The sequence below is a fragment of the Aquabacterium fontiphilum genome, assembly GCF_009909205.1.
GTDB lineage: Bacteria > Pseudomonadota > Gammaproteobacteria > Burkholderiales > Burkholderiaceae_C > Aquabacterium > Aquabacterium fontiphilum.
The window spans coordinates 189289-209515 of the sequence record NZ_JAAAPN010000002.1; the positions used below are offsets into that span (position 1 = coordinate 189289).

The 20227-nt window shown below is 66.3% G+C and carries 16 protein-coding genes, 2 tRNA genes and 1 other RNA gene; 3 read left to right on the plus strand and 16 right to left on the minus strand.

The window, feature by feature from the left end; all coding sequences use genetic code 11:
* Positions 1–19: 19 nt before the first annotated feature.
* The 3 genes from GTZ97_RS02915 to GTZ97_RS02925 are packed head-to-tail and all read left to right on the plus strand — an operon-like array spanning position 20 to position 4312.
* Entirely contained in the window at positions 20–1129 is a 1110-nt protein-coding gene (locus GTZ97_RS02915; protein WP_161649021.1) for a sensor histidine kinase, read from the plus strand.
* A 3-nt stretch (positions 1130–1132) separates the two neighbouring features.
* Positions 1133–1510 carry a response regulator transcription factor gene (locus GTZ97_RS02920; protein WP_161649022.1) on the plus strand — a complete coding sequence of 126 codons (378 nt, stop codon included), beginning with the start codon at positions 1133–1135 and terminating at the stop codon, positions 1508–1510.
* Positions 1511–1543: 33 nt separating this feature from the next.
* On the plus strand, positions 1544–4312 hold the full coding sequence (locus GTZ97_RS02925) for a PAS domain S-box protein (RefSeq protein WP_161649023.1): 2769 nt from the start codon (positions 1544–1546) through the stop codon (positions 4310–4312).
* A gap of 51 nt (positions 4313–4363) precedes the next feature.
* Here GTZ97_RS02925 and GTZ97_RS02930 read toward each other — a convergent pair.
* The 16 genes from GTZ97_RS02930 to GTZ97_RS03005 form a co-directional block, all read right to left on the minus strand.
* A tRNA-Arg gene (locus GTZ97_RS02930) sits at positions 4364–4440 on the minus strand.
* 26 nt (positions 4441–4466) lie between these two features.
* Positions 4467–4543, minus strand: a tRNA-Arg gene (locus GTZ97_RS02935).
* Between the two features lie 38 nt (positions 4544–4581).
* Entirely contained in the window at positions 4582–5838 is a 1257-nt protein-coding gene (locus tag GTZ97_RS02940; RefSeq protein ID WP_161649024.1) for a heme biosynthesis HemY N-terminal domain-containing protein, read from the minus strand.
* A 31-nt stretch (positions 5839–5869) separates the two neighbouring features.
* Entirely contained in the window at positions 5870–7012 is a 1143-nt protein-coding gene (locus GTZ97_RS02945) for a uroporphyrinogen-III C-methyltransferase (RefSeq protein WP_330863533.1), read from the minus strand.
* 66 nt (positions 7013–7078) lie between these two features.
* Positions 7079–7897 (minus strand): uroporphyrinogen-III synthase, encoded by an 819-nt coding sequence (locus tag GTZ97_RS02950; protein WP_161649025.1) that lies wholly within the window; start codon positions 7895–7897, stop codon positions 7079–7081.
* Complete coding sequence (gene hemC / locus GTZ97_RS02955; protein ID WP_161649026.1) at positions 7894–8850, minus strand: hydroxymethylbilane synthase; 957 nt, start codon at positions 8848–8850, stop codon at positions 7894–7896. The genes GTZ97_RS02950 and hemC overlap by 4 nt, the downstream gene beginning before the upstream one ends.
* 45 nt (positions 8851–8895) lie before the next feature.
* Positions 8896–9624 (minus strand): flagellar brake protein, encoded by a 729-nt coding sequence (locus GTZ97_RS02960; protein WP_236650980.1) that lies wholly within the window; start codon positions 9622–9624, stop codon positions 8896–8898.
* A gap of 11 nt (positions 9625–9635) precedes the next feature.
* The gene (locus tag GTZ97_RS02965) at positions 9636–9983 is read right to left on the minus strand and encodes a flagellar protein FliT (RefSeq protein WP_407926720.1); all 348 of its coding nucleotides are present in this window, start codon (positions 9981–9983) and stop codon (positions 9636–9638) included.
* A complete protein-coding gene (fliS, locus tag GTZ97_RS02970; protein WP_236650981.1) occupies positions 9980–10459 on the minus strand; it encodes a flagellar export chaperone FliS in 480 nt (159 codons plus the stop codon). Before fliS ends, GTZ97_RS02965 begins: the two co-directional genes overlap by 4 nt.
* A gap of 105 nt (positions 10460–10564) precedes the next feature.
* On the minus strand, positions 10565–12004 hold the full coding sequence (gene fliD / locus GTZ97_RS02975; protein WP_161649027.1) for a flagellar filament capping protein FliD: 1440 nt from the start codon (positions 12002–12004) through the stop codon (positions 10565–10567).
* Positions 12005–12129: 125 nt separating this feature from the next.
* Positions 12130–13128 (minus strand): flagellin N-terminal helical domain-containing protein, encoded by a 999-nt coding sequence (locus GTZ97_RS02980; protein ID WP_161649028.1) that lies wholly within the window; start codon positions 13126–13128, stop codon positions 12130–12132.
* A 247-nt stretch (positions 13129–13375) separates the two neighbouring features.
* Positions 13376–14344: a flagellin N-terminal helical domain-containing protein gene (locus GTZ97_RS02985; RefSeq protein WP_161649029.1), complete on the minus strand. Its 969-nt coding sequence runs from the start codon at positions 14342–14344 to the stop codon at positions 13376–13378.
* Positions 14345–14677: 333 nt separating this feature from the next.
* Positions 14678–15805, minus strand: coding sequence for a deoxyguanosinetriphosphate triphosphohydrolase (locus GTZ97_RS02990; RefSeq protein ID WP_161649030.1), 1128 nt, complete (start codon positions 15803–15805; stop codon positions 14678–14680).
* A 33-nt stretch (positions 15806–15838) separates the two neighbouring features.
* Positions 15839–16963, minus strand: coding sequence for a 3-dehydroquinate synthase (aroB, locus tag GTZ97_RS02995; protein ID WP_161649031.1), 1125 nt, complete (start codon positions 16961–16963; stop codon positions 15839–15841).
* 79 nt (positions 16964–17042) lie between these two features.
* Positions 17043–17141, minus strand: an RNA gene (gene ffs, locus GTZ97_RS03000) — signal recognition particle sRNA small type.
* A gap of 47 nt (positions 17142–17188) precedes the next feature.
* Entirely contained in the window at positions 17189–20224 is a 3036-nt protein-coding gene (locus tag GTZ97_RS03005) for an ATP-binding protein (RefSeq protein WP_161649032.1), read from the minus strand.
* Between the last annotated feature and the right edge of the window lie 3 nt (positions 20225–20227).

Sequence of the window (20227 nt, forward strand, 5' to 3'; positions counted from 1 at the left end):
AGGCACGAGGAGGCCGATCATGAACGACGCATTCAGGCTGCTGTTTGATCAAGTCAAGAGCGGGGTGGTCTGGGTGCAGCGCAACGGCACCGTGCGCTACGCCAACAAGGCGGCGGTGCAGATGACGCCGGTGATGCTGGGTCAGCCCATGATGGACCCGGTGGCCGAGCGCACGGTCAAGGCGGCCGGTCAGGGCATGCTCACTTTGCCCTTCCCCTTCGAGTTGACCACGCAGGAAGCCCACCCGGACAGCATCCGCGCGGTGGTGATCAATGCCCCGGTCGGGCAGGACCTGATGGTCGTGATGAACAACGTCTCGGAAGAGCGTTGGTATTCGCAGGCCCTCGAGAACCTCATCGGCTACATCGAAGCCGAAATGGCCGAGCCCATCGAGCTGCTGTCACGGCAACTGCCACAGATCGAGCGCATGGCCAAGCAGCCTTCGCAAGGCGAGATCGAGCAGATGGCGCGCAACGCCCGCGCGTTGTCGAGCAAGCTGGGCAAACTGCGCGACCTGGTGGCGGTGTTTGGCGAAAGCGCCATCCAGCGAGACGAGCGTGTGCTGGTCAACGAACTGATCCAGGCCGCGCTGGTCGATGTGATCCACCAGGCCCGGGCACGCAACATCACCGTGGCCACCCAGGGGCTGGAAGACGAGATGCCCCCCGTCTACGGCAGTCGCCATTGGCTGGTGCGGGCCATGTCGGAGTATCTGGAGCAGTCCATCCGTAGCGCGCAGCCCGGCGGGCTGATCGAGCTGTCGGTTCAGGCAGTGGGCACTCGGGTGATCGTGCGGGCACGCAACCGCGGCCTGTTCGTCTCCAACCACGAACGACGCAGTGCCTTCGTGCCCTTCGGCGTGGGCGACAACGCCCGCCCGCAGGCCGAGCGCACCAGCATCGGCCTGGCGCTCAGCGAACGCATCGTGGCGCAGCATGGCGGCTCGGTGCGCATCGAAGACGAGTTCGACGCCGTGGATTTCGTGCTTGAGATCCCGGCCGGTGCCCCGGCCACCCAGGACGCCCAGCTGTCGGTGGAACAGGCCCAGCGGTATGCGCGGGATATGGCGCAACTGCTGGCACGCAGCATGAGCAAGCGGGTCGCTCCTGAAGCGCCTGCAAAGGAGTGAACCATGACACACCGCATCCTCATCGTGGAAGACCAGTCAGACATCTGCAAGCTGATCCGCATGACGCTGGAGTTCGGCGACTTCGAGATCCACGAAGCCCATGATGGCGAAACCGGCCTGAACATGGCTCGCGCGATCAAGCCGCATGTGATGCTGCTGGACGTGATGATGCCGGGGCTGCTGGATGGCTACCAGGTCTGCAGCCGCATCAAGGCCGACCCCGCCCTGCAGCAGATCCAGGTGGTGATGTTGACTGCGCGTGGGCAGGTCACCGACATCGCCGCGGGCGAGGCTGCAGGGGCAGATGCCTACCTGGTCAAGCCCTTCAGCCCGCTGGAGCTGATCGAGCGCGTGGAAGCCATCGCCGCTGCCTCGGTCTGACGGCCTGCCTTCACCCGCCATGGGGAGACTGCCATGGGCGATGCCAATGCGAACGACGAGCTGCCGGAGCAGGTGCTGCGGCTGATGGGCCGGCTGGAGCGCTTCACGGGCAAGATGTCGGTGACGCAGGCCGTCTCGCTGATCGTCTTGACCGGCGCGCTGGTCACGACCCTGATCACCGGGCCAGTCTGGCTGGCCGAGCAGCATCGCCAACAGGCGTCCTTCGAGTCGGAGGTGCGGCGCTGGCAGACGCAGTTGCAGGATCGCCTGGATTACCGGGCACTGATGCTGCACCAGATGGCGTCCATGGCCTGGCTTGCGCCGTCGGCGCAAGCGTCGGGCGATGTGGCGCCTGCCTGGCTGCCCCCTGCGGCGGTGATCTTGCCTGGATCTCCAGGTGGCCAGATGGACTGGCCGACCTTGACGGCTGGCTGGCGTCTTGCGCCCGATCAGGTTGCAGCGATTCACAGTTGCCTGTCGCGTGACCAGCGCGGCGTTCAGACGCGCCTGTGCGACATGGGCGGTGCAGGGGCTGATGAACTGGGTGTGCTGGCCGCCCCACTGCCCACCCAAGGTGGTGGCTGGCTGCTGTGGAAAGTCGCAGCCCGGGACGTGCTGCCCGTCGCGCCCAGAACCGCAGCGCGATGGCAGCTTACCGGGCGCTTCGTCAGCGGGGCGCAACTGCACGGCCCGACGAGCGGGCCGTATCACATGCAACTGACCGTCACGCTGGCCGGCCAGCCGATGGCCGTGAGCGTGATGGGCACCCCGGTATCACGCAGCTTGTCCGAGCAAACGTCCCAGTGGATGGGGGTGGCAGCGGCCGGTGTCGCGGGGTTGATCTTCACGCTCAGTGGCATTCACGTCTACTTGATGCTGATCTCGACCCGACGGCGCGCGCGCGAGATGGCTCGAGACATGAATCTGGCGTTGCAGCGCACCCAGTCGCGCAACCAGGTGGTGATGGACACGGCGCCGGATGCGATCGTGATGACCGATGCTCAAGGGCGAGTGAGCTGGTGCAACCAGGCCACCACGAGCATCTTTGGCCGCACCACCGAGGATCTGATGGGACACGCGGTGTCCGAGGTGTTGCCCAGTCTGGGCCACAGCGAGCTGACGGCCTGGTTCGAGCAACACGGGTTTTCGAACCGCGTGATCGGCTTTGAAACCGTGGGCCTGCGCAATGACGGGAGCACGGCCTTTCCAGTATCGGTGTCGGCCAGCCGGGCCGAACTCGACGGCGAGTGGATCCTGACTTTCATCGTGCGCGACACGACCGACGCCAAGTGGGCTGAGCAAGAGTTGCTGTTGCGCGACCGCGCCATCTCATCGTCGGCCGACGGGGTGGTGATCGTGTCCATGACGCTGCCCAACTCGCCCATCATCTACGTTAACCACGCCTTCGAGGAAATCACTGGCTATGAGGCGCATGAGGCGCTGGGTATGAACTGCCGTTTCCTGCAGGGCAGCGACACCGACCAGCCGGCCATCGAGGTCATACGGAAGGCGGTTGCCAGCGGAGAGGCTTGCCACGTGGTGCTGCGCAACTACCGCAAGAACGGCACCATGTTCTACAACGAGCTGGCGCTGTCGCCCGTCGCCAATGCCGAAGGGCAGATCACGCACTATGTGGGTGTGCAGACCGACATCACCGAGCGTATTGCGGCCGAGCAGGTGCTGCACCTGCGCACGGAGCGTCTCAACGCGGTGTTCGACCTCAGCCCGGATGGCTTTGTCGTGCTTGACAAGCGCGGCGAGGTCAGCATCGTCAACCCGTCGTTCGAGCGCATGACCGGCCTGATGGCGGGCGATCTGGTGGGGCTGTCGCGCGATGCCTTCGAAGAGCAGTTGATGGTGCGTTGTCACGCACCTGGCTCGGTCGAGGCGCATGCCGCCGGCATCATTCCGGCCTCCGACGGCGATGATGCGCAGGCGGTACGCCGCGAGGTGCTGCAGATGCACACGCCGTGCCCACGGACGCTGGTGCGCAGCGTGCGTCAGGGGGGACATGACAACGAGACGGTCATGTACTTCCGCGACATCACGCACGAGCTGGAGGTCGACCGCATGAAGAGCGAGTTCCTGGCGATGGCGGCGCACGAGCTGCGCACGCCGATGGTCAGCATCTTCGGCTTCACGGAGCTGCTGCTCAAGCGGCAGTTCAACGACGAGCGCCGCAATGACATGCTCGGCACCATCCACCGGCAGGCATCCGTGCTGATCAACCTCGTCAACGAGCTGCTGGATCTGGCGCGCATCGAGGCGCGACGTGGCAAGGACTTCAAGCGTGTGGCGCAGCCACTGCAGCCCCTGGTGCAGGCGGTGATCGATGGCCTGCTCGTTCACAACGACAGCCGCAAGGTGATGAGCGAGCTGCCAGCCGAGCCCATCTGGGTGGATGTGGACACGGAGAAGCTCTCACAGGCGCTGACCAATGTGCTGTCCAACGCCTACAAGTATTCGCCGCACGGCGGTGAGATCGAGCTGGATGTGGTCTGGCGGGACCGGGATGGCCGGCTGGAGGCCGGCATGCGGGTCACCGACCACGGCATCGGGATGACACAGGAGCAGTTGTCACGTGTGTTCGAGCGCTTCTATCGCGCCGACACCTCGGGCAACATCCCGGGCACCGGTCTGGGCATGACCATCGTGAAGGAGATTGTCGAGTTGCACGGGGGGCAGGTCAGCATCAACAGCGAGCACGGTGTGGGCACGACGGTGACCCTGTGGGTGCCGGTGCGACCGGAGGCGGCTGCCCTGGCCAGCCAGGTCACCTCCGAGCCTGCCGAGGTGAACTGATTCAGCGCGCAAAAAGAAAAACCGCAGCCCGAAGGCTGCGGTTTGCAAGATTGGCGCGGCTGGCAGGATTCGAACCCACGACCCCTTGGTTCGTAGCCAAGTACTCTATCCAACTGAGCTACAGCCGCGCGGACCTGTTTTCACAGGAGGTATCTGGCGCGGCTGGCAGGATTCGAACCCACGACCCCTTGGTTCGTAGCCAAGTACTCTATCCAACTGAGCTACAGCCGCGGCGACAGAAGACCGAGACTATAGCATGTTTTTGGCGGTCAACGCGTGTCTTCCGCCAGTGCGGCTTGTCGGAAACAGCGCATGGCTTCATCGGGTTGCTGGTTCTGCTCTGCCAGACGACCCAGGGCGGCCCACGCCTGTCGGCGCAGCGGGCCTGCGAGGTCGTTGTCGTTGGCCGCGGACAACAGCAGCGTGCGCGCCTTGCCCCACAACTGTCGCTCCATCAGTGCCAGACCCACGCTGAGGGCGAGCGCCGGGTTGCGCAGCGCCAAGGTGGCTGCCGCGTCCAGCCGAGGCAGCCAGTCGCTCTCCAGTCCAGCGCGCGCCTGCAGCAAGGCCCTTGCCATGGCGTCCTGCCCCTCTGCATGCAGGGAGCCCAGCTTGTCCCAGAAGGGGGCCAGCCATTGACGGGCCTCGGCCGCCGCACCCAACTGGGCCATGCGCTCCGCAGCGCGCGCTGCGACCAGCGGGTCCTTGCGGTCTTGCGCATCCAGCTCAAGCCAGAGTTGGCGCAGTTGGTCGGCGTCGCGCGCCTGATCCAGCGTCTCGAGCGCCAGCGTGCGCAACAGGCCCTCGGCGGCGACGGCCGTGAAGCCCTGGTGCTTGGCCAGCAGGCGGGCGGTGCGCAGCGCTTCGAGGGGCTGGCGAGCCAACCGGGAGGCCTGCAGCTTCATCCGCAGCGCCTGTGTGCGCCGGCCTACACCGGGGGGCAGTTCAGCCAGGTCACGCAGTGCTCGGGCAGCATCCCGGTCTTCGAGCGCACATTCGGCCGCAAGCAGCCGCGCGCCTTCCTCCGCGGCGCGGGCCCCCTTGGCCAGGCGGCCCAGTTCAACGGCGCGCTGCAAGTGTTCGTCGCGTCGGGCGCGGTCCTGTAGGCGGTGCAGGCTGCCGGCCGACAGCAGGTGAGCCAGTGCGGTGAACTCGGCATCCAGCTTCAACTCCGGGGTGTCCGCCTGAATGGCGACAGCGCGCTGACAGGCCTTGTGGGCCCGGGTGTAGCGGCCTGCCATGTACAGGGCCAGGGCGTCGCGCAGCGCGGCCTGAGCCAGTCGATCACGTTGGCTGAGGCGCCAGCGACGTGCCTTGTCGGGCAGCGTGAGCAGGCCACCCAGCCCGCGGATCAGTGTGTGGATGGCCAAAAAGGCCAACACCAGCGTCAGCAGGAACAGATTGAATGACACGTCGGCTCGCCAGCCCAGCCAGTAGATGCTGACGATGCCGTCGTTCTGCCCGAGGGCGGTGGCGGCCACCACGGCCAGTACGGCCAGCAGGATAAGCCAGACGATCGCGCGCATGCCGTGTGTGTCCTAAGGCGAAGGCGCCGCTTCAGCGACGCGCCGTGAGGGCTGCCAGGGCAGCCAGCGTGTCATCAGGGCGGGGTAGGTCGGTCTGACGTGCCTGCACGGCGACGTCGGCCACCAGGCTCGCCACCCGCTTGCCGCGGCGCGACTGCATGTCGAAGTAGCGTGGCATGCTGTTCTGAACGCCCTGCAGGTCGTTGAGCGCCGTGGCGGTTTGTCGGCTGAGCAGGGCCAGTCGGGCATTGAGCAGGCGCAGCTTGGTGTTCTCCCGCAGGAAGAAGGCCTCATCGGGTGCGAGCAGCATGCTTTCGGGTTGCTCGATGCGCGTGAGCCGAATCAGGCCGCGCGTTTCGTGCCACACCGACTGCGCCATGTCTTGGCTCCAGAGCCAAGCGCGTCCAGGCCATGAGGCCTCGTTGGCGTCAGCCGGGTTGGCGCGCGTGCCTGCCGGCTGCGCAGCCGGACGGCGCGCCGTGGGTTCGCGCTGCGACGGCATGGACAGCAGGGGCACATCGTCCACCAGACGGATGGCCTCGTCCAGCCGCTCGCTGAGCGACGCCAGGTCGGCCACGCGGGTGCCTCGCAGGCGCTCCAGATCCTTGTTGACCGCCCGCTTGACCGAGTCAAGACCGGCCTGCTGGACGCGGGCCAGACGCTCCGAGGCCGACTGAAGGGCCGCCAGCAGGGGTTCGGTGCTGCCGGTGAGGCTGGCCTGCTGGGTGGCAACCCGCAGGCTGGATTCGATCTCTGCTACCAGGTTCTCGTCGCGCGACAGGTTAACCGACCGAATCAGGTCTTCCACCTGGCTGCGCTGCAGCGCGACTTCCGCCACGCGGGCTTCCAGCAGGGTGGCGCGGGCCGCGGCTTCTCGGGAGAGTTCTTGCGCTTGCTTGGCCGCGACGCGGGCCTCGACGGCCTGGGCCTGGCTGTCTTGCTGCCGGCGCACCAGTTCCTGCTCGAGCGCCTTGACGCGCTGCTGTGTCTGCCAGGCCAGCGTGCCGGCTCCCGCGGCCGCGAGCCCGAGCACGAGCAGCGCGGCTTTCAGCCATCCTGGGGCACGTGCGTGCGGCACGGCCTGCACGCCGCCATCAGCCAGTGCAGGCAGGTTGGCGGTCGTCTGCACGCTGCCAGCGTGGGCATCGGAGTCAGGGCGGGTGGTGTCGTTCACAGTGGGGGAATTGTATCGATGCCGAGTGAGGATCCGGCATGGGGGGCCTTCAGAGCGGGCCGCCCTTCAGTTCGCGTGGTGTCCCGCCAGCGCGGCCACGGCCGCCGGCACCGGCTGACACACGGTCACGTGGCCAAATCCCAGCGCACGTGCCTGCTCTGCCACCCGGGGATGGGTGCACAGCGCATGGGCGCGTGACCAGTCCACCGCGGTGTCGAGGCCCAGTGCGGGGATGTGGTGGCCCTGCAGATGCTTGAGCGCCTCCGAGGCGCTGAACAGCCACAGGTGGGAGGAGGGAGCTGCGAGGGCCGCACGGGCCAGCGCCTGCTGTTCAGGTGTCCACGTGCCTGCCGCGCGCTGGTAGCAGACCAGTGGCTCCACCGTTGCTCCCCGGGCCTGCCATTGCTGCGTGAGCCAGGGGCGGCCGGCAGGCTGACCGTCCTGACCGCCGCACGCCAGCAGCACGTGGGCGCCAGCCCAATCGAGTGGCGCCAGCAGCGGCCAAAGATGCTCGGAATCGAACTGCTCGGCGTCCGCCTGAGGGGAGACGATCTGGTCGAGCGGCAGGCCGGCTGGTTCGCCGCAGCGCGCGAGCACGCGCCGCGTGCCAGGGCCCGGGGCCGCTGCAAGCGTGCCAGCCGGCCAGTGGGCCTCCGGGGGGCGGTGGGCGAAAAAGCCATGCACGGCCGCTGGGCTCACGAACATCACAAGCCGGGTACGCGCCAGTGCTCGCCACGCCTGGTTCACCGCCGCGGGGTCGCTTGCGGGCAGCGTGGCGATCAGGGGCAGCGCGCAGGCCTCGTGGCCTGCCTGGCGCAGCGCAGCCACCCACTCGTCGGCCTGCGGTTGCGGCCGGGTGACGAGCAGGCGAGGCTGGTGGCTCACAGCGCGGCCAGCCAGTCCGGTCCGGCCTGCTCACGCAGCGCGCGAGCCACGTTCTGGCCGAGTCGCTCGGCGGCGTGGTCATCGTCCACAGCCTCCAGCGCATCGGCGCTGACACAACCGGCCGCGTGAGGATGGCCCAGCAGCCCGCGCAGGCGCAACACGGCCCGGCCGGTCGCATCTGTCTGCCAGTCGGCATGGGCCGCCAGCGGCATCGAACAGCTGCCGCCCATGGCGCGCGAGACCGCTCGCTCTGCCAGACAGGCCAGCCACGTGGGCCGGTCGGTCAGTGTGGCAAGGGCCTGCTGCCAGTCGCCCCGATCGGCACGGATCTCCAGCCCCAATGCGCCTTGGCCGGCGGCAGGCAGCATCTCTTCTGTGGCCAGCACGCACCGGATGCGCTCGGCCAGCCCAAGGCGCTTGAGGCCGGCGGCAGCCAGCACGATGGCGTCGTACTGGCCCTCGTCGAGCTTGCGCAGCCGGGTGTCGAGGTTGCCCCGCAGCGGCTCAATGCGAAGGTCTGGCCGAATGTGGCGCAGTTGAACCAGTCGACGCAGGCTGGAGGTGCCCACGATGGCCCCTTCGGGCAGCGCGGCCAGACTGGCATGGCGGTTCGAGACGAACGCGTCGCGCGGGTCTTCTCGTACGAGGATGGCGGCGAGCTCGAAGCCTGGCGGCAGTTCCATGGGCACGTCCTTGAGTGAGTGCACCGCCAGGTCGGCGCGGCCTTCTTCCAGCGCAGTTTCAAGTTCTTTGACGAACAGGCCCTTGCCGCCGACTTTGGACAGCGCTCGGTCCAGGATCTGATCGCCCTGGGTGGTCATGCCCAGCAGCGTCACTTCGGTGCCCCACCGGGTATGCAGCAGGTCGCGCACATGGTGGGCTTGCCACAGGGCAAGCCGGCTTTCTCGGGTCGCGATGGTGCAGCGGGCGGGGCGGGAAACGGAGACGGTCATCCGGCGATGCTAACCCGAAGCGCGCCCGCGGGCGCGCAGGGCAGGTCAGGCCTTGTTGGCGGCCAGGGCGAGCTGGCGCTTTTGCGTCTGGTTGATGTAGAGCTGCAGCGTGCGCTCATGCTGGCGGTCGGCGCGCAACTCGCAGCCCAGCCGAATGCCCTGGCCGGTCGGCGCCAGCGGGGTGACGTGGTGAATGAACAGGCCGACCTCGAGCTCGGTCGCGTCGTCCAGCCGCAGCAGGGCGTGGCCGATGCGCACCCCCGGTTCGATGGGTGGCACATTGGCGGGCAACAGCAGCCCGACACCGGTGAGGCTGATGTCGAGCATGCGCAGGCGCAACTGCATGTCTGGCAGGGCCGGGTGAGGGAACGATGCCAGCGGCGACTGGCTGGCAAACGGCCGCACGCGGAAGGCCGCGCGGCGCTGGAAGCGGTAGACCACCGTCGGCAAGCGGGCGGTGATGACGGCGTCATCGCCCGAGCCCACCAGCATGGCCGCGTCAATGTCGAACTGCACCTTGATGCTGTCCAGGTAAGACACGGCCACCACCTCGCCGCCTTCGAGCAGCAACTGCAAGGAGCGGATGTCGCGCGGAGCGTCGAGCTGGACAACCCCGCGTGCGCGGTCCACGAGGCGCAGCATGGTCGTGCAGTGATGGCCCTGGGGGCCGCTCAGCGTGACGAGCGCATGCGCGTTGAGCAGTCGGCTCAGCAGGCCATCGACCTCGGCAATCGAGGTCAGGCGGAACTCATCCAGAGACGTGTCGTCCGGCATGCGCCACCGTGTCAATGCATCTTCTGCGGGTCGGTCTGGCCTTCGATCATGCGGCTCAGGTCATTGAGCCAGGGCTCGGCCAGGTTGCGGATCTCGGCGTCGTTGACCAGGATGCGCTGCATGATGCGGCTCTTGAGGGCGAGCTCATCGGTGTTGAGCGGATGCTGTTCAGCCGCGTGCTTGAGTTGGGAGATCAGCACGGCGCAGGCGCCTTCCAGCTTCACCACGGTGTCCCAGTCACCCGCGCGGGCGGCGCTGAGCATGTCGTGGCTGGCGTGTTCAATGGCTTCGTAGTAGCTGATCAAGTTGGCACCCAGGAGTTCTTCTTCGGCTGCGGCAAGGGTTTCGGGGGCGTTCATGCCTTGACCTCCATGCCACCTCTCACCACTTCGGCGTGAGCAGGTTGAATGGCGGCCCAGGCTTCCTTGACGGGCTGGATCAACTGCGCGCATTCGTCAAGAGCCGTGATGTCGTTGCGAAGGTTTGCTTGCGTCAGACGCAGGCTGATGTAGGTGTAGAGATCCCGCAGGTTCATCGCGAGTTCTCCGCCGGCATCCACATTGAGGCTGGCCTTGAGGCCTTCGTCGATGATGCGGATGGCGCGGGTCAGGGCCTGGCTCTTCTGGCCCAGTTCCTTGGCCTGCATCGCGCCGCGGGCTTCGGTCAGGGCATCCAGGAAACCGTCGAACAGCAGGCTGACCAGATGATGGGACGAGGCGCCGGTTACGCTGGTTTCGAGGCCAACTTGCCGGTACATCCCGGACAGCGCTTTCGCACCGGCGGGAATGGGACGAGAGAAGGGGCTGGCAGGTGCGTACATCTGTGTGCTCTGCATGGTGACGTTGATGTTTCTGTTATCGGCTTGCGGTGCCATCGCTTGACCCCTTGAGCCCTCAAACAGCCCTGTTCAGCCTGCCCTTATTCGAATCTTTTCAAACGCTTACGAAGACTTGTTGAGCTGCGCGAGCTGCTGCGAGACATACGATTGCAGCGCCGTCAGATTGCCCATGTTGGTATCGAGCGCGGTGTACTGCTTGCGCAGGCGAGCTTCGATCAGCGCCACACGGTCTTCCAGCCTGCTGATCTTCTCGTCGTTGCGTTTGATCGTGGCCCGCAGGCCGTCGGTCCGCGTGCTGATGGCGCCGTCACTGCCGACCACCTTGGCCGCAATCTCGCGGAAGCGCTGCGCGATCCCGTTGGCGGCCGGGTTGCCATCGTCGCTGTTGCTGAAGAATCGAGCCAGCTCGGGCAGCTTGCCCATGGCCGACTGCAGCTTGGTGCTGTTGACCTTGAGCGTACCGTCCTTGTTGAGCTCCAGTCCCACATCGGACAGGCGTTCGAACGCGCTGGTCGCACCGGTGCTGGTGCTGGCCAGGCGCCGGATCTGACTGAGCAGGCCTGTTGCAGTGGAATCGCCCTGCAGCGGCCCGGCGGTCTTGCTGGCTTCGTCATACAGGGTCTGCACGCGAATGAGGCCGACCAAGCTGTTGTAAGCCCCGACGAAATCGTCGATGCCCTTGCGCATGGCCGCCGTATCCTGGGCCACTGTCACTTCCACCGGCGAAGCGGTGACCCTGCTGACTTGCAGGCTCATGCCATCCAGCACGTCGGAGAAGCTGTTGGTTTCAGACGAGACGCTCAAGCCGTTGATGGTGGCTTGCGCGTTCGAGGCCGATTGCGTGCGCGTCATGCTGCTGGTGCCACCTGTGCTGGCATCGTAGGCCAGCGCCGAGAGGCCCGGTGATGCGCCTTCGGCGACCTCGACCTTGAACGCGTTGGACGCGCCGCTGGGGCCGCGCATGACCAGCCGGGTGCCGGCGGCATCGGTGATCAGGGCTGCCGTCACGCCCGCGTTGGCGGAGTTGATGCGGTCGCGGATCTTCTCGAGCGTGTTGTCGCCAGGTCCGATCTCGATCTCGATGGCCTGCGCGGCCGCCTTGGCCGCAAAGGTGATGGCGGGTGGCTCTCCCCCGTCGGATTCGTATGTGCCCAGGCTGATGCGCAGTGTGCCTTCACCGACCGGGGACGCCTTGCTGGCAAACGCCCCGGAGCTGACGAACTGGGATGTGGCCAGCGCGTTGACCTGGACGCTGTAGCTGCCAGTGGGGGTGCTGTTGCCAGTGGTAACCGACACTGCCGTGGCGTCGCTGCTGGTGGCGGTGGTGGCGCGCCAGAAGTCCGGACGATTCAACGCGGCCGAGGCGTCGCGCAGGGCCGCGAACGCGCTCTGAACACGGCCCCAGGTCGACAGCTTGGTGTTGAGCTTGCTGTTTTCGCTCTGGATCTTCTGTGCGGGGGCTTTTTCCAGCGCGACCAGCTTCGACACGACCGATTCCGTGTCGAAGCCCGCGCCAACGCCCAGTGAACTCAGTGTGGCCATGATGGGTACCTCTCCATCTGCAATGCACAACCGTCCGGGCGCTCAGACGAGACACCCAGACGACGTGGGAATCGGCAGCATGTGAAGAAACTTGAGGGGGTGACGCACTGGCGCCCCCTCTGCCGTCAGCGTCCCAGCAGGCTCAGCACCTGTTGCGGCAGCTGGTTGGCTTGCGACACCATGGCCGTACCAGCCTGCTGGAGGATCTGGGCGCGTGACAGATTGGCGGTTTCCGCTGCGAAATCGGCGTCCATGATGCGGCCGCGGGCGGCCGCCTGGTTCTCGACGTTGACCTGCAGGTTGGCGATCACCGCCTCGAAGCGGTTCTGAGCGGCACCGAAGGTGGCGCGCGCATCATTGATCTTGTCCAGCGCACCGTCGATCACGCGGATGGTCTCGTCGATGATGGTGCCATCCACCGGGGTGGTGCCGTCATCCTGGAAGCCGCCGATGGCCAGACCTTCCGCATTCGCGGCTGTGCTGCCGTCTTGGGCCACGTTCATCACCACGGTCTGAAGCACGTCCGCAATGGAGGCATCCGCGGTAGGGGGCGGGTTGCCCTCTGCGCCGAGGGTGGTGCGGCTGGCTGCCACCGGCGTCGTGTCGCCCGCGGTGTTGCTCACCATGTTGACCGAAGACAGCTCGATGCGGTCGTACTCGGTGGTGCCGGCGCCCACCTGGAACGACATCGTCTCTTCAGCCGAACCGTCAAACAGACGCTTGTTGTTGAACGAGGTGCTGTTGATCGTGCGGCTGATTTCCTTTTGCAGCTCGCGGAATTCTTTCTGCAGGTTGGCGCGGTCGCCATCGCTGTTGGTGGCGTTACGGGACTGGATGGCCAGTTCGCGCATGCGCTGCAGGTTGTCACCAATTTTGCCGAGTGCACCTTCCGCGGTCTGCGCCAGCGAGATCGCGTCGTTCGCATTGCGGATCGCGACATTCATGCCGCGTACCTGGCTGTTCATCCGTTCGGCAATCGCCAGGCCGGCAGCATCGTCTTTCGCCGAGTTCACGCGCAGACCTGAGGACAGGCGCTGCATGGACGTAGCCAGCGACGTCTGCGAGGTGTTGAGGTTGCGCTGAGCATTCAGCGAAATGATGTTGGTGTTGATCGTTTGGGGCATGGTGCACTCCTAAGAACTCATGACTCCCGGCCGAGAAGGCCGGCCTGCGGGATGCAGGCCAAAGTCGTCATGAACCGTTGCTTCGACCTGTTGCCGTCAGTATTCGGCAGCGGCGCGCTCGGCAATCCGGCGATGAAGTGCGGTTTCTCCGCCCATTTCCCAACTGATCAAAATGAAAAAGCCGACCCTGAGGTCGGCTTGTGGTGCGGGCGTCATCCTGGCCCGAGAGGCCAGGATGATGGCGTGCTCAGCGCAGCAGCGACAGGACCTGCTGGGGCAGCTGGTTAGCCTGGGCCACCATCGCGCTGCCGGCCTGCTGCAGGATCTGCGAGCGCGACAGGTTGGAGGTCTCGGTCGCGAAGTCGGCGTCCATGATGCGGCCGCGGGCAGCCGACTGGTTCTCGATGTTGACCTGCAGGTTCGAAATCACGGCTTCGAAGCGGTTCTGGGCTGCACCGAAGGCTGCGCGCTTTTCGTTGACGATGTCCAGGGCCTTGTCGATCAGGTTGATGGCATCAGTGGCATTGGACGCGGCGGCCTGGGTGTCGGAGGCGTTCTTGCCGCCGATGCCGATGCCGTCATCGGTGTCCCAGTCTTCCTTCATGATCGCAGCCATGATGTTCTGCTCGGCCGTCACCTTCTCGGCGTCGGTCGTGGCGTCGTCATAGGCGCTGGTCAAGTCGGCCACGGCACCAGCCGAGTCGCCGCCACCCAGGATCGCACCCTTGATGTCGATCGTGTCCTGACCGGCGGTGGTGCCTGCGCCCACCTGGAAGGTCAGCGTTTCATCCGAGCCGCTGGCAAACAGGGTCTTGCCGTTGAACTTGGTGCTGTTGACCGTCCGGCCGATTTCCTTTTGCAGCTCCAGGAATTCCTTTTGCAGGTTGGCGCGGTCGCCGTCGCTGTTGGTGGCGTTGGCGGCCTGCACGGCCAGTTCACGCATGCGCTGCAGGTTGTCACCGATCTTGCCCAGTGCGCCTTCAGCGGTCTGGGTCATGGAGATGGCGTCGTTGGCGTTACGCACGGCGACGTTCATGCCACGCACTTGGGCGCTCATGCGCTCGGCGATGGCCAGACCGGCGGCGTCGTCCTTGGCGGAGTTCACGCGCAGACCCGAGGAGAGGCGCTGCATCGAAGTGGCCAGCGACGTTTGCGAGGTGCTGAGGTTGCGTTGAGCGTTCAGCGAGATGATGTTGGTGTTAACTGACTGTGCCATGATGGGCTCCTTTCGATACCAAAACTGCCTGTTGACTGCGTCTTGAAACTGCTTGCCCGACGCTAGTCAACCCTGATGCCCCAAGAGGTCTGCGCCCGCTTGAAACGCCTGGCCGGCTAACCGGACCCCGGTACCTTGTCAAGCACCGTTGCTTGGGTTATCGAACGATCTGGTGTCGACTTGAGTGATTTATTTGCCGTTTTTGAGCCCGTCTTGCGGTGTGTGCTCGCGGCAAATGGGCGCGGTCTGATGTTGTCGGCAGCGTCTGCTGTCGACTTGAGGCCCCATCACACTTGTTTACGCACATCCCCCATGCCTGCGGGGGGAGGTGGATCAGAACAGCCTTGAGCCGGTGAGCCGCTCGTGCTCGCGCAGCGCGAAGCGGTCGGTCATGCCGGCGATGTAATCGGCCACGGCACGGTGGCGGTCTTCGCGCTGCGCAAAGCCGCTTTGCATCTCGTGGGGCTGCTCGGCGTACGCGTGGAACAGCTCGGCCACGACCCGCTTCGCGCGAGCCGTGGTGTCGTTGACCTGTTCATGGCGGTAGAGCTCACGAAACAGGAAGCGCTTGAGCTGGGTGCTGGCCTCGCGCATCTCGGCACTGAAGCGCACCAGCGGCGGGCACAGGCGCGCTTCATCGGCATTCAGCGGCATGTGCTCTGCGATGCGCGCCCGCGTGGCGTCGATGACGTCGTACACCTGCTGGGACAGCATGCGGCGAATCGCATCGAACAGCAGACGTCGCCCGCGCACCTGGGGGAACTCTTTCAAGGTCGCATCGCGAAAGCGCACGAACAGCGGCACCGCATCGAGCTGCTCCAGCGTGATCAGGCCGGAGCGCACGCCGTCGTCGATGTCGTGGGCGTTGTAGGCAATCTCGTCGGCCAGGTTGCACAGCTGGGCCTCAAGGCTGGGCTGCGTGCCGTCGATGAAGCGTCGGCCCACGCCGCGTGGTTCCTGGGCTTCGAGCATCTCGGCATGCTTGCGCGAGCAGTGCTTGAGGATGCCCTCGCGGGTCTCGAAGCTGAGGTTCAGACCGTTGAAGGCGGGGTAGCGCTCTTCAAGTTCGTCGACCACGCGCAGGGACTGCAGGTTGTGCTCGAAGCCGCCATGAGGCTTCATGCAGTCGTCCAGCGTGTCCTGGCCAGCATGGCCGAATGGGGTGTGACCCAGATCGTGCGCCAGCGCAACGGCCTCGACCAGATCCTCGTTCAGGCCCAATGACCGCGCAATCGAGCGACCCAGCTGTGCCACCTCGAGCGAATGCGTCAGCCGCGTGCGGAACAGGTCACCCTCGTGGTTCAAGAAGACCTGCGTCTTGTAGACCAGGCGCCGAAACGCCGTGCTGTGCACGATGCGGTCGCGGTCGCGCTGGAAGTCGCTGCGCGTGGGCGCGGGCGGCTCGGGATGACGGCGCCCACGCGTCTGTTCAGGATGACTGGCGTAAGGGGCGAGCCACATGGTGTGCGATCAGTGGGTGAGGGCAGGGCCCATTCAGCGGGTGTAGGTGGCGAGCACATCGCGCACCATGGCCTCCGGTGCGGGTCGCGTGCTGGCCTGCCCGAGCGGGCCGATCACGACGAAGCGGATCTCGCCGCCTTCGGCCTTCTTGTCGACCTGCATCAGCTCGAGATAGCGATCGGCACCCAGATCAGGCCCCTTGACCGGCAGACCGGTGCGCGCAATCAGGGCCTGGATGCGCTGCGCGGTGGCCTCGTCGATCAGCCCCAACCGGGCAGACAGGTCGGCCGCCATCACCATGCCGCAGCCGACGGCCTCGCCGTGCAGCCACTCGCCATAGCCCAGGCCGGCTTCGATGGCATGGCCGAAGGTGTGGCCGTAGTTCAGGATGGCGCGCAGGCCGGACTCTTTCTCGTCTTGCCCCACCACCCAGGCCTTGATCTCGCACGAGCGCTGCACGGCGTATTTGAGGGCCTGACGGTCGCGGGCGAGCAGGGCGTCCATGTGCGCCTCCAGCCAGCCCAGGAAGTCGGCGTCCGCGATGGGGCCGTACTTGATGACCTCGGCCAGGCCAGCCAGCAGCTCGCGCTGGGGCAGGGTGTCGAGCGTGACCAGGTCGCAGATCACCCGCTGCGGCTGGTAGAACGCGCCGATCATGTTCTTGCCCGCCGGGTGGTTGATGGCAGTTTTGCCGCCCACGCTCGAATCCACCTGGGCCAGCAAGGTCGTCGGTACCTGCACGAAGGGCACGCCCCGCATGTAGCACGCCGCCGCAAAGCCGGTCATGTCGCCCACCACGCCGCCACCCAGCGCGTACAACACCGTCTTGCGGTCGGCCGCCTCTTCCAGCAGCTTGGTGAAGACCTGGTTCAGCGCCGGCCAGTCCTTGTACTGTTCCCCATCGGGCAATTCGACATCCAGCACCTGCTTGTGCAGCGGGGCAATGGCGGCGCGCAGCCGCGCCGTGTACAGGGGGCCGACCGTGGTGTTGGTGACGATGAGCGCCTTCGACGAGCGGGGCAGGCCGGCAAAGGTGTCGGCTTCCTGCAGCAGGCCCTCGCCGATGAGGATGTCATAACTGCGGTCGCCCAGGTCGATCACGACCTTGCTGGTGCCGGCGGGGGCGGGGCGCGCGGGAGGAAGCGGATTCAGGGACATGGATGCGGTCAGGTCACGAACAAGGGCCGGTGATCAGGCCGTGTGCGACAGGGAGGGCATCCAGCCCGGACAGAAGAAGGGTGACGAGCCTTAACCCCGGCACTGAAGGCAAACGGTTAGGGCTGCTTCGTTCCCGACCTGACCCGGTTGGCCGCGCCCCCATGCGGGGAGGCCCGTCACCGTGGATTGTATGCGATGCGCCGCCAGCCCGTTTGTGGCTGGCCGTCAGGCGGGTGTGGTCTGTTGCGCCAGCCAGCACGACAGACTGGCCAGGTGCAGGTCGAGCGAGCCCTGGAGCGCGGTCATGGCGCGCCGTACGGCCGCAGGATCGGCTGTCGCCATGGCGGCTTCCAGCAGTCCGGCTTGCTCGGCCAGTGCCGTCATGCCCAGGTTGCCTGCAGTGCCTTTTAACCGGTGGGCGAGTTGCCGCCCCCGTTCGGCGTGCGAGGACCAGGCATCCTGGCAGCGCACCACGCAATCGGCCTGTTCGTCGCGGAAGCGGGTCAGCAGGGTGCGCAGCAGATCGGCACGGTCGCCGCACCGTCTGAGCGCGGCGTCGTAGTCAATCGACGGGGCCTGCGCTTCATACCGCGTGGTGGGCGCGCAGCCGGTCGCTTGCAAGGGAGCGGTTGATGGTGTGGCCGATGGGGCCTCCGGCTGGCGACGCGTGTATCGCAACACCAGGCGCAGCATGTCGTCTGCCTCGAAGGGCTTGCTCAGGTGGCCCACCATGCCGGCTTGTTCGCAGCGCAACCGCTCCTCGGGCAAAGCGTGTGCGGTCAGGGCCACAACGGGCAGATCGGCATCGATCATGTGCAGCAATTCGGTGGCCTGCAGGCCGTTCATCACGGGCATCTGCACGTCCATCAGCGCGATGTCGAAGTAGCCCGGGCCGTGCTGCTTGAGCTGCAGAAGGGCCTGTCGGCCGTCTTCGACGCAGTGCACTTCGGCCCCCTGCTGGTTCAGCAGCCCCACAAGAATGTCACGGTTGATGTCCACGTCGTCGGCGGCCAGGATGCGCAGCCCTTGCAGGTGAGCCACGCCAGGCCACAGTGCACCGGTGCCTTGCGTGGCTTCGGAGGGGGCCGGCGCGTCGGTCACCTGGAGCGGCAGCGTGAGCGTGAAGGTGGCGCCCTGGCCGAGCTGGCTGCGCAGCGTGAGGTCTCCGCCCATCAGGCGGGCCAGCTGACGGCTGATGCTCAGGCCCAGGCCAGTGCCGCCAAAACGCCGCGAGGTCGAACCATCGGCCTGCTCGAACGGTGAGAACACCCGCTCGTGCATCTCGGGATGCAGCCCCATGCCGGTGTCTTCCACCACGAAGTGCAGCTGGTCTTCCTCCTGGGTGAGTTGCAGGACAACGCCGCCTTCGTGCGTGAACTTGATGGCGTTGCTCAACAGGTTGATGAGGATCTGGCGAATCCGCAGGGGGTCGCCCAGCACGGCTGGCGGCAGGCCCGCGCCGGCATCAAACCGCAGGGCCAGCCCCTTGTCGCGCGCGCGCTGCGAGACCATCGTGAGCGCGTCCTGTGCCACCGCTTGCGGGTCGATGGCACAGCAGGCGATGGGGAGCTTGCCCGCATCGATCTTGGAGAAGTCGAGGATGTCGTTGATGACGCCCAGCAGATGCCGCCCGGCGTGCTGGATGCGTGTCAGCGCCTGCCGCACCGGGGGCGGGGCGTCTTCGCGCAAGCCGAGCTGCGTCAAACCGAGCATGCCATGCAGCGGGGTGCGTATCTCGTGACTCATGTTGGCCAGAAAGGCGCTCTTGACGCTGGCCAGCCGCTCGGCTTCGTTCTTGGCATCGGACAGCTCGCGCTGCAAGGCCTTCTGATCGGAAATGTCCACCGACAGGGTGAGCACGGCTTCGGGCTGGCCATCCGCGCCGGGCAGGGCCACCTTGGTGACCAGGTGGTCGCGTTGCTCGCCGTTGCGGCGCGTGCGCGACATCTCGTAGCGTACGCCCGGCGTGCCCGTCAGCAGCGCATCGTCGTCGCGTCGGATCTGCTCGGCCATGTGGGCCGGGAAGACCTCTTCGGCAGTGCGCCCCAGCAGTTGGCTGCGGCTCAGACGGGTGGCCTGCTCGAACAAGCGGTTGCACAGCTGGTAGCGCCCATGGCGGTCCTTGATCGTCAGGCTGACGGGCAGCGCTTCGATGATGGTTTCCAGGCGGCGCTGCTGCTGCATCACCTCGGCCGTGCGCTCGCGAACTTGTTCGGCCAGGTGGGCGCGGTGTTCGATGAGGGCACGTTCGGCCTTCAGCCGCGCGGTGATGTCGTGGCCGAACGCGACAACATGCGGCTGACCGTCCAGCGACAGCACGTTCAGATTGAGTGCCCACCACATGGGTTCGCCGTCCGCCCCGCGGCTGCGCCATTGCAGGTCGCGCGCGCCACTGCTCCATGTCTCGCGCACGGCCTGCAGCATGGCCTCGCGGTGGTAGGGGCCGTCGCTGAAGAGGGCCTGATCGGCCAGATCCTCCAGCGAGGCGACGCCATGGGCCTGCAATGCGTGGCGGTTGGCGTAGCGCAGCGCGCCGTTGTGCTGGTCAAAGATCATGATGGCCAGCGGGGCGTGGTCGAGCAGGGTGGACAGGCGCTGCTCGCTGTCGAGCAGCTCGGCCCGGGTGCGCTCCAGGGTGTCCACCTGAGCCTGCAGGTGACCCCGTGCGCCATCAAGCGCCCGTAGGGCCTCCCAGAACACCGTGCTGTAGCGGCTGATCAGCGAGCCAATCACCAGAAAGACAATGATGTTGACCACGGCATACGACGCCGCCGGCGGGATGTTGCCGCCGCGGATGCCGGGGATGTGCCCGGCGAGCTCCAGGTACAGCAGCGCCACGACGCCGGCGATGGCCATGCGCGTCCACCACAGGCCGATGCGGGGCCCCAGCGTGAACGAGATCACCGCAATCATGGCTGCCGGGATCACGGTGCCGGCCGAACCCACCCCCGTGCCCAGATAGACCGCGATCCCGAAGGCCAGCACATACAGGCCGATGGCGAAAAACACCACGCTGGCGCGCGCGCCCCGCCAACGGGCCAGTGCCAGGGCAATCAGGGCGATGACGGTAAGGATGATGCAACTGCCCAGCCGCGACTCCTGCATGGTGACCGACTGGTGCGGGATCACCGTCAGGGCGATCAGCAGCAGGATGCCACCCAGCGCCGAGATGGCCACCGCCACTCGGACGGATTTCAGAACCTCGCCGTCGATCCGCGACCGAACCTGTGCCAGCGTGGTGTCCAGCAGACCGTCATGCATCGC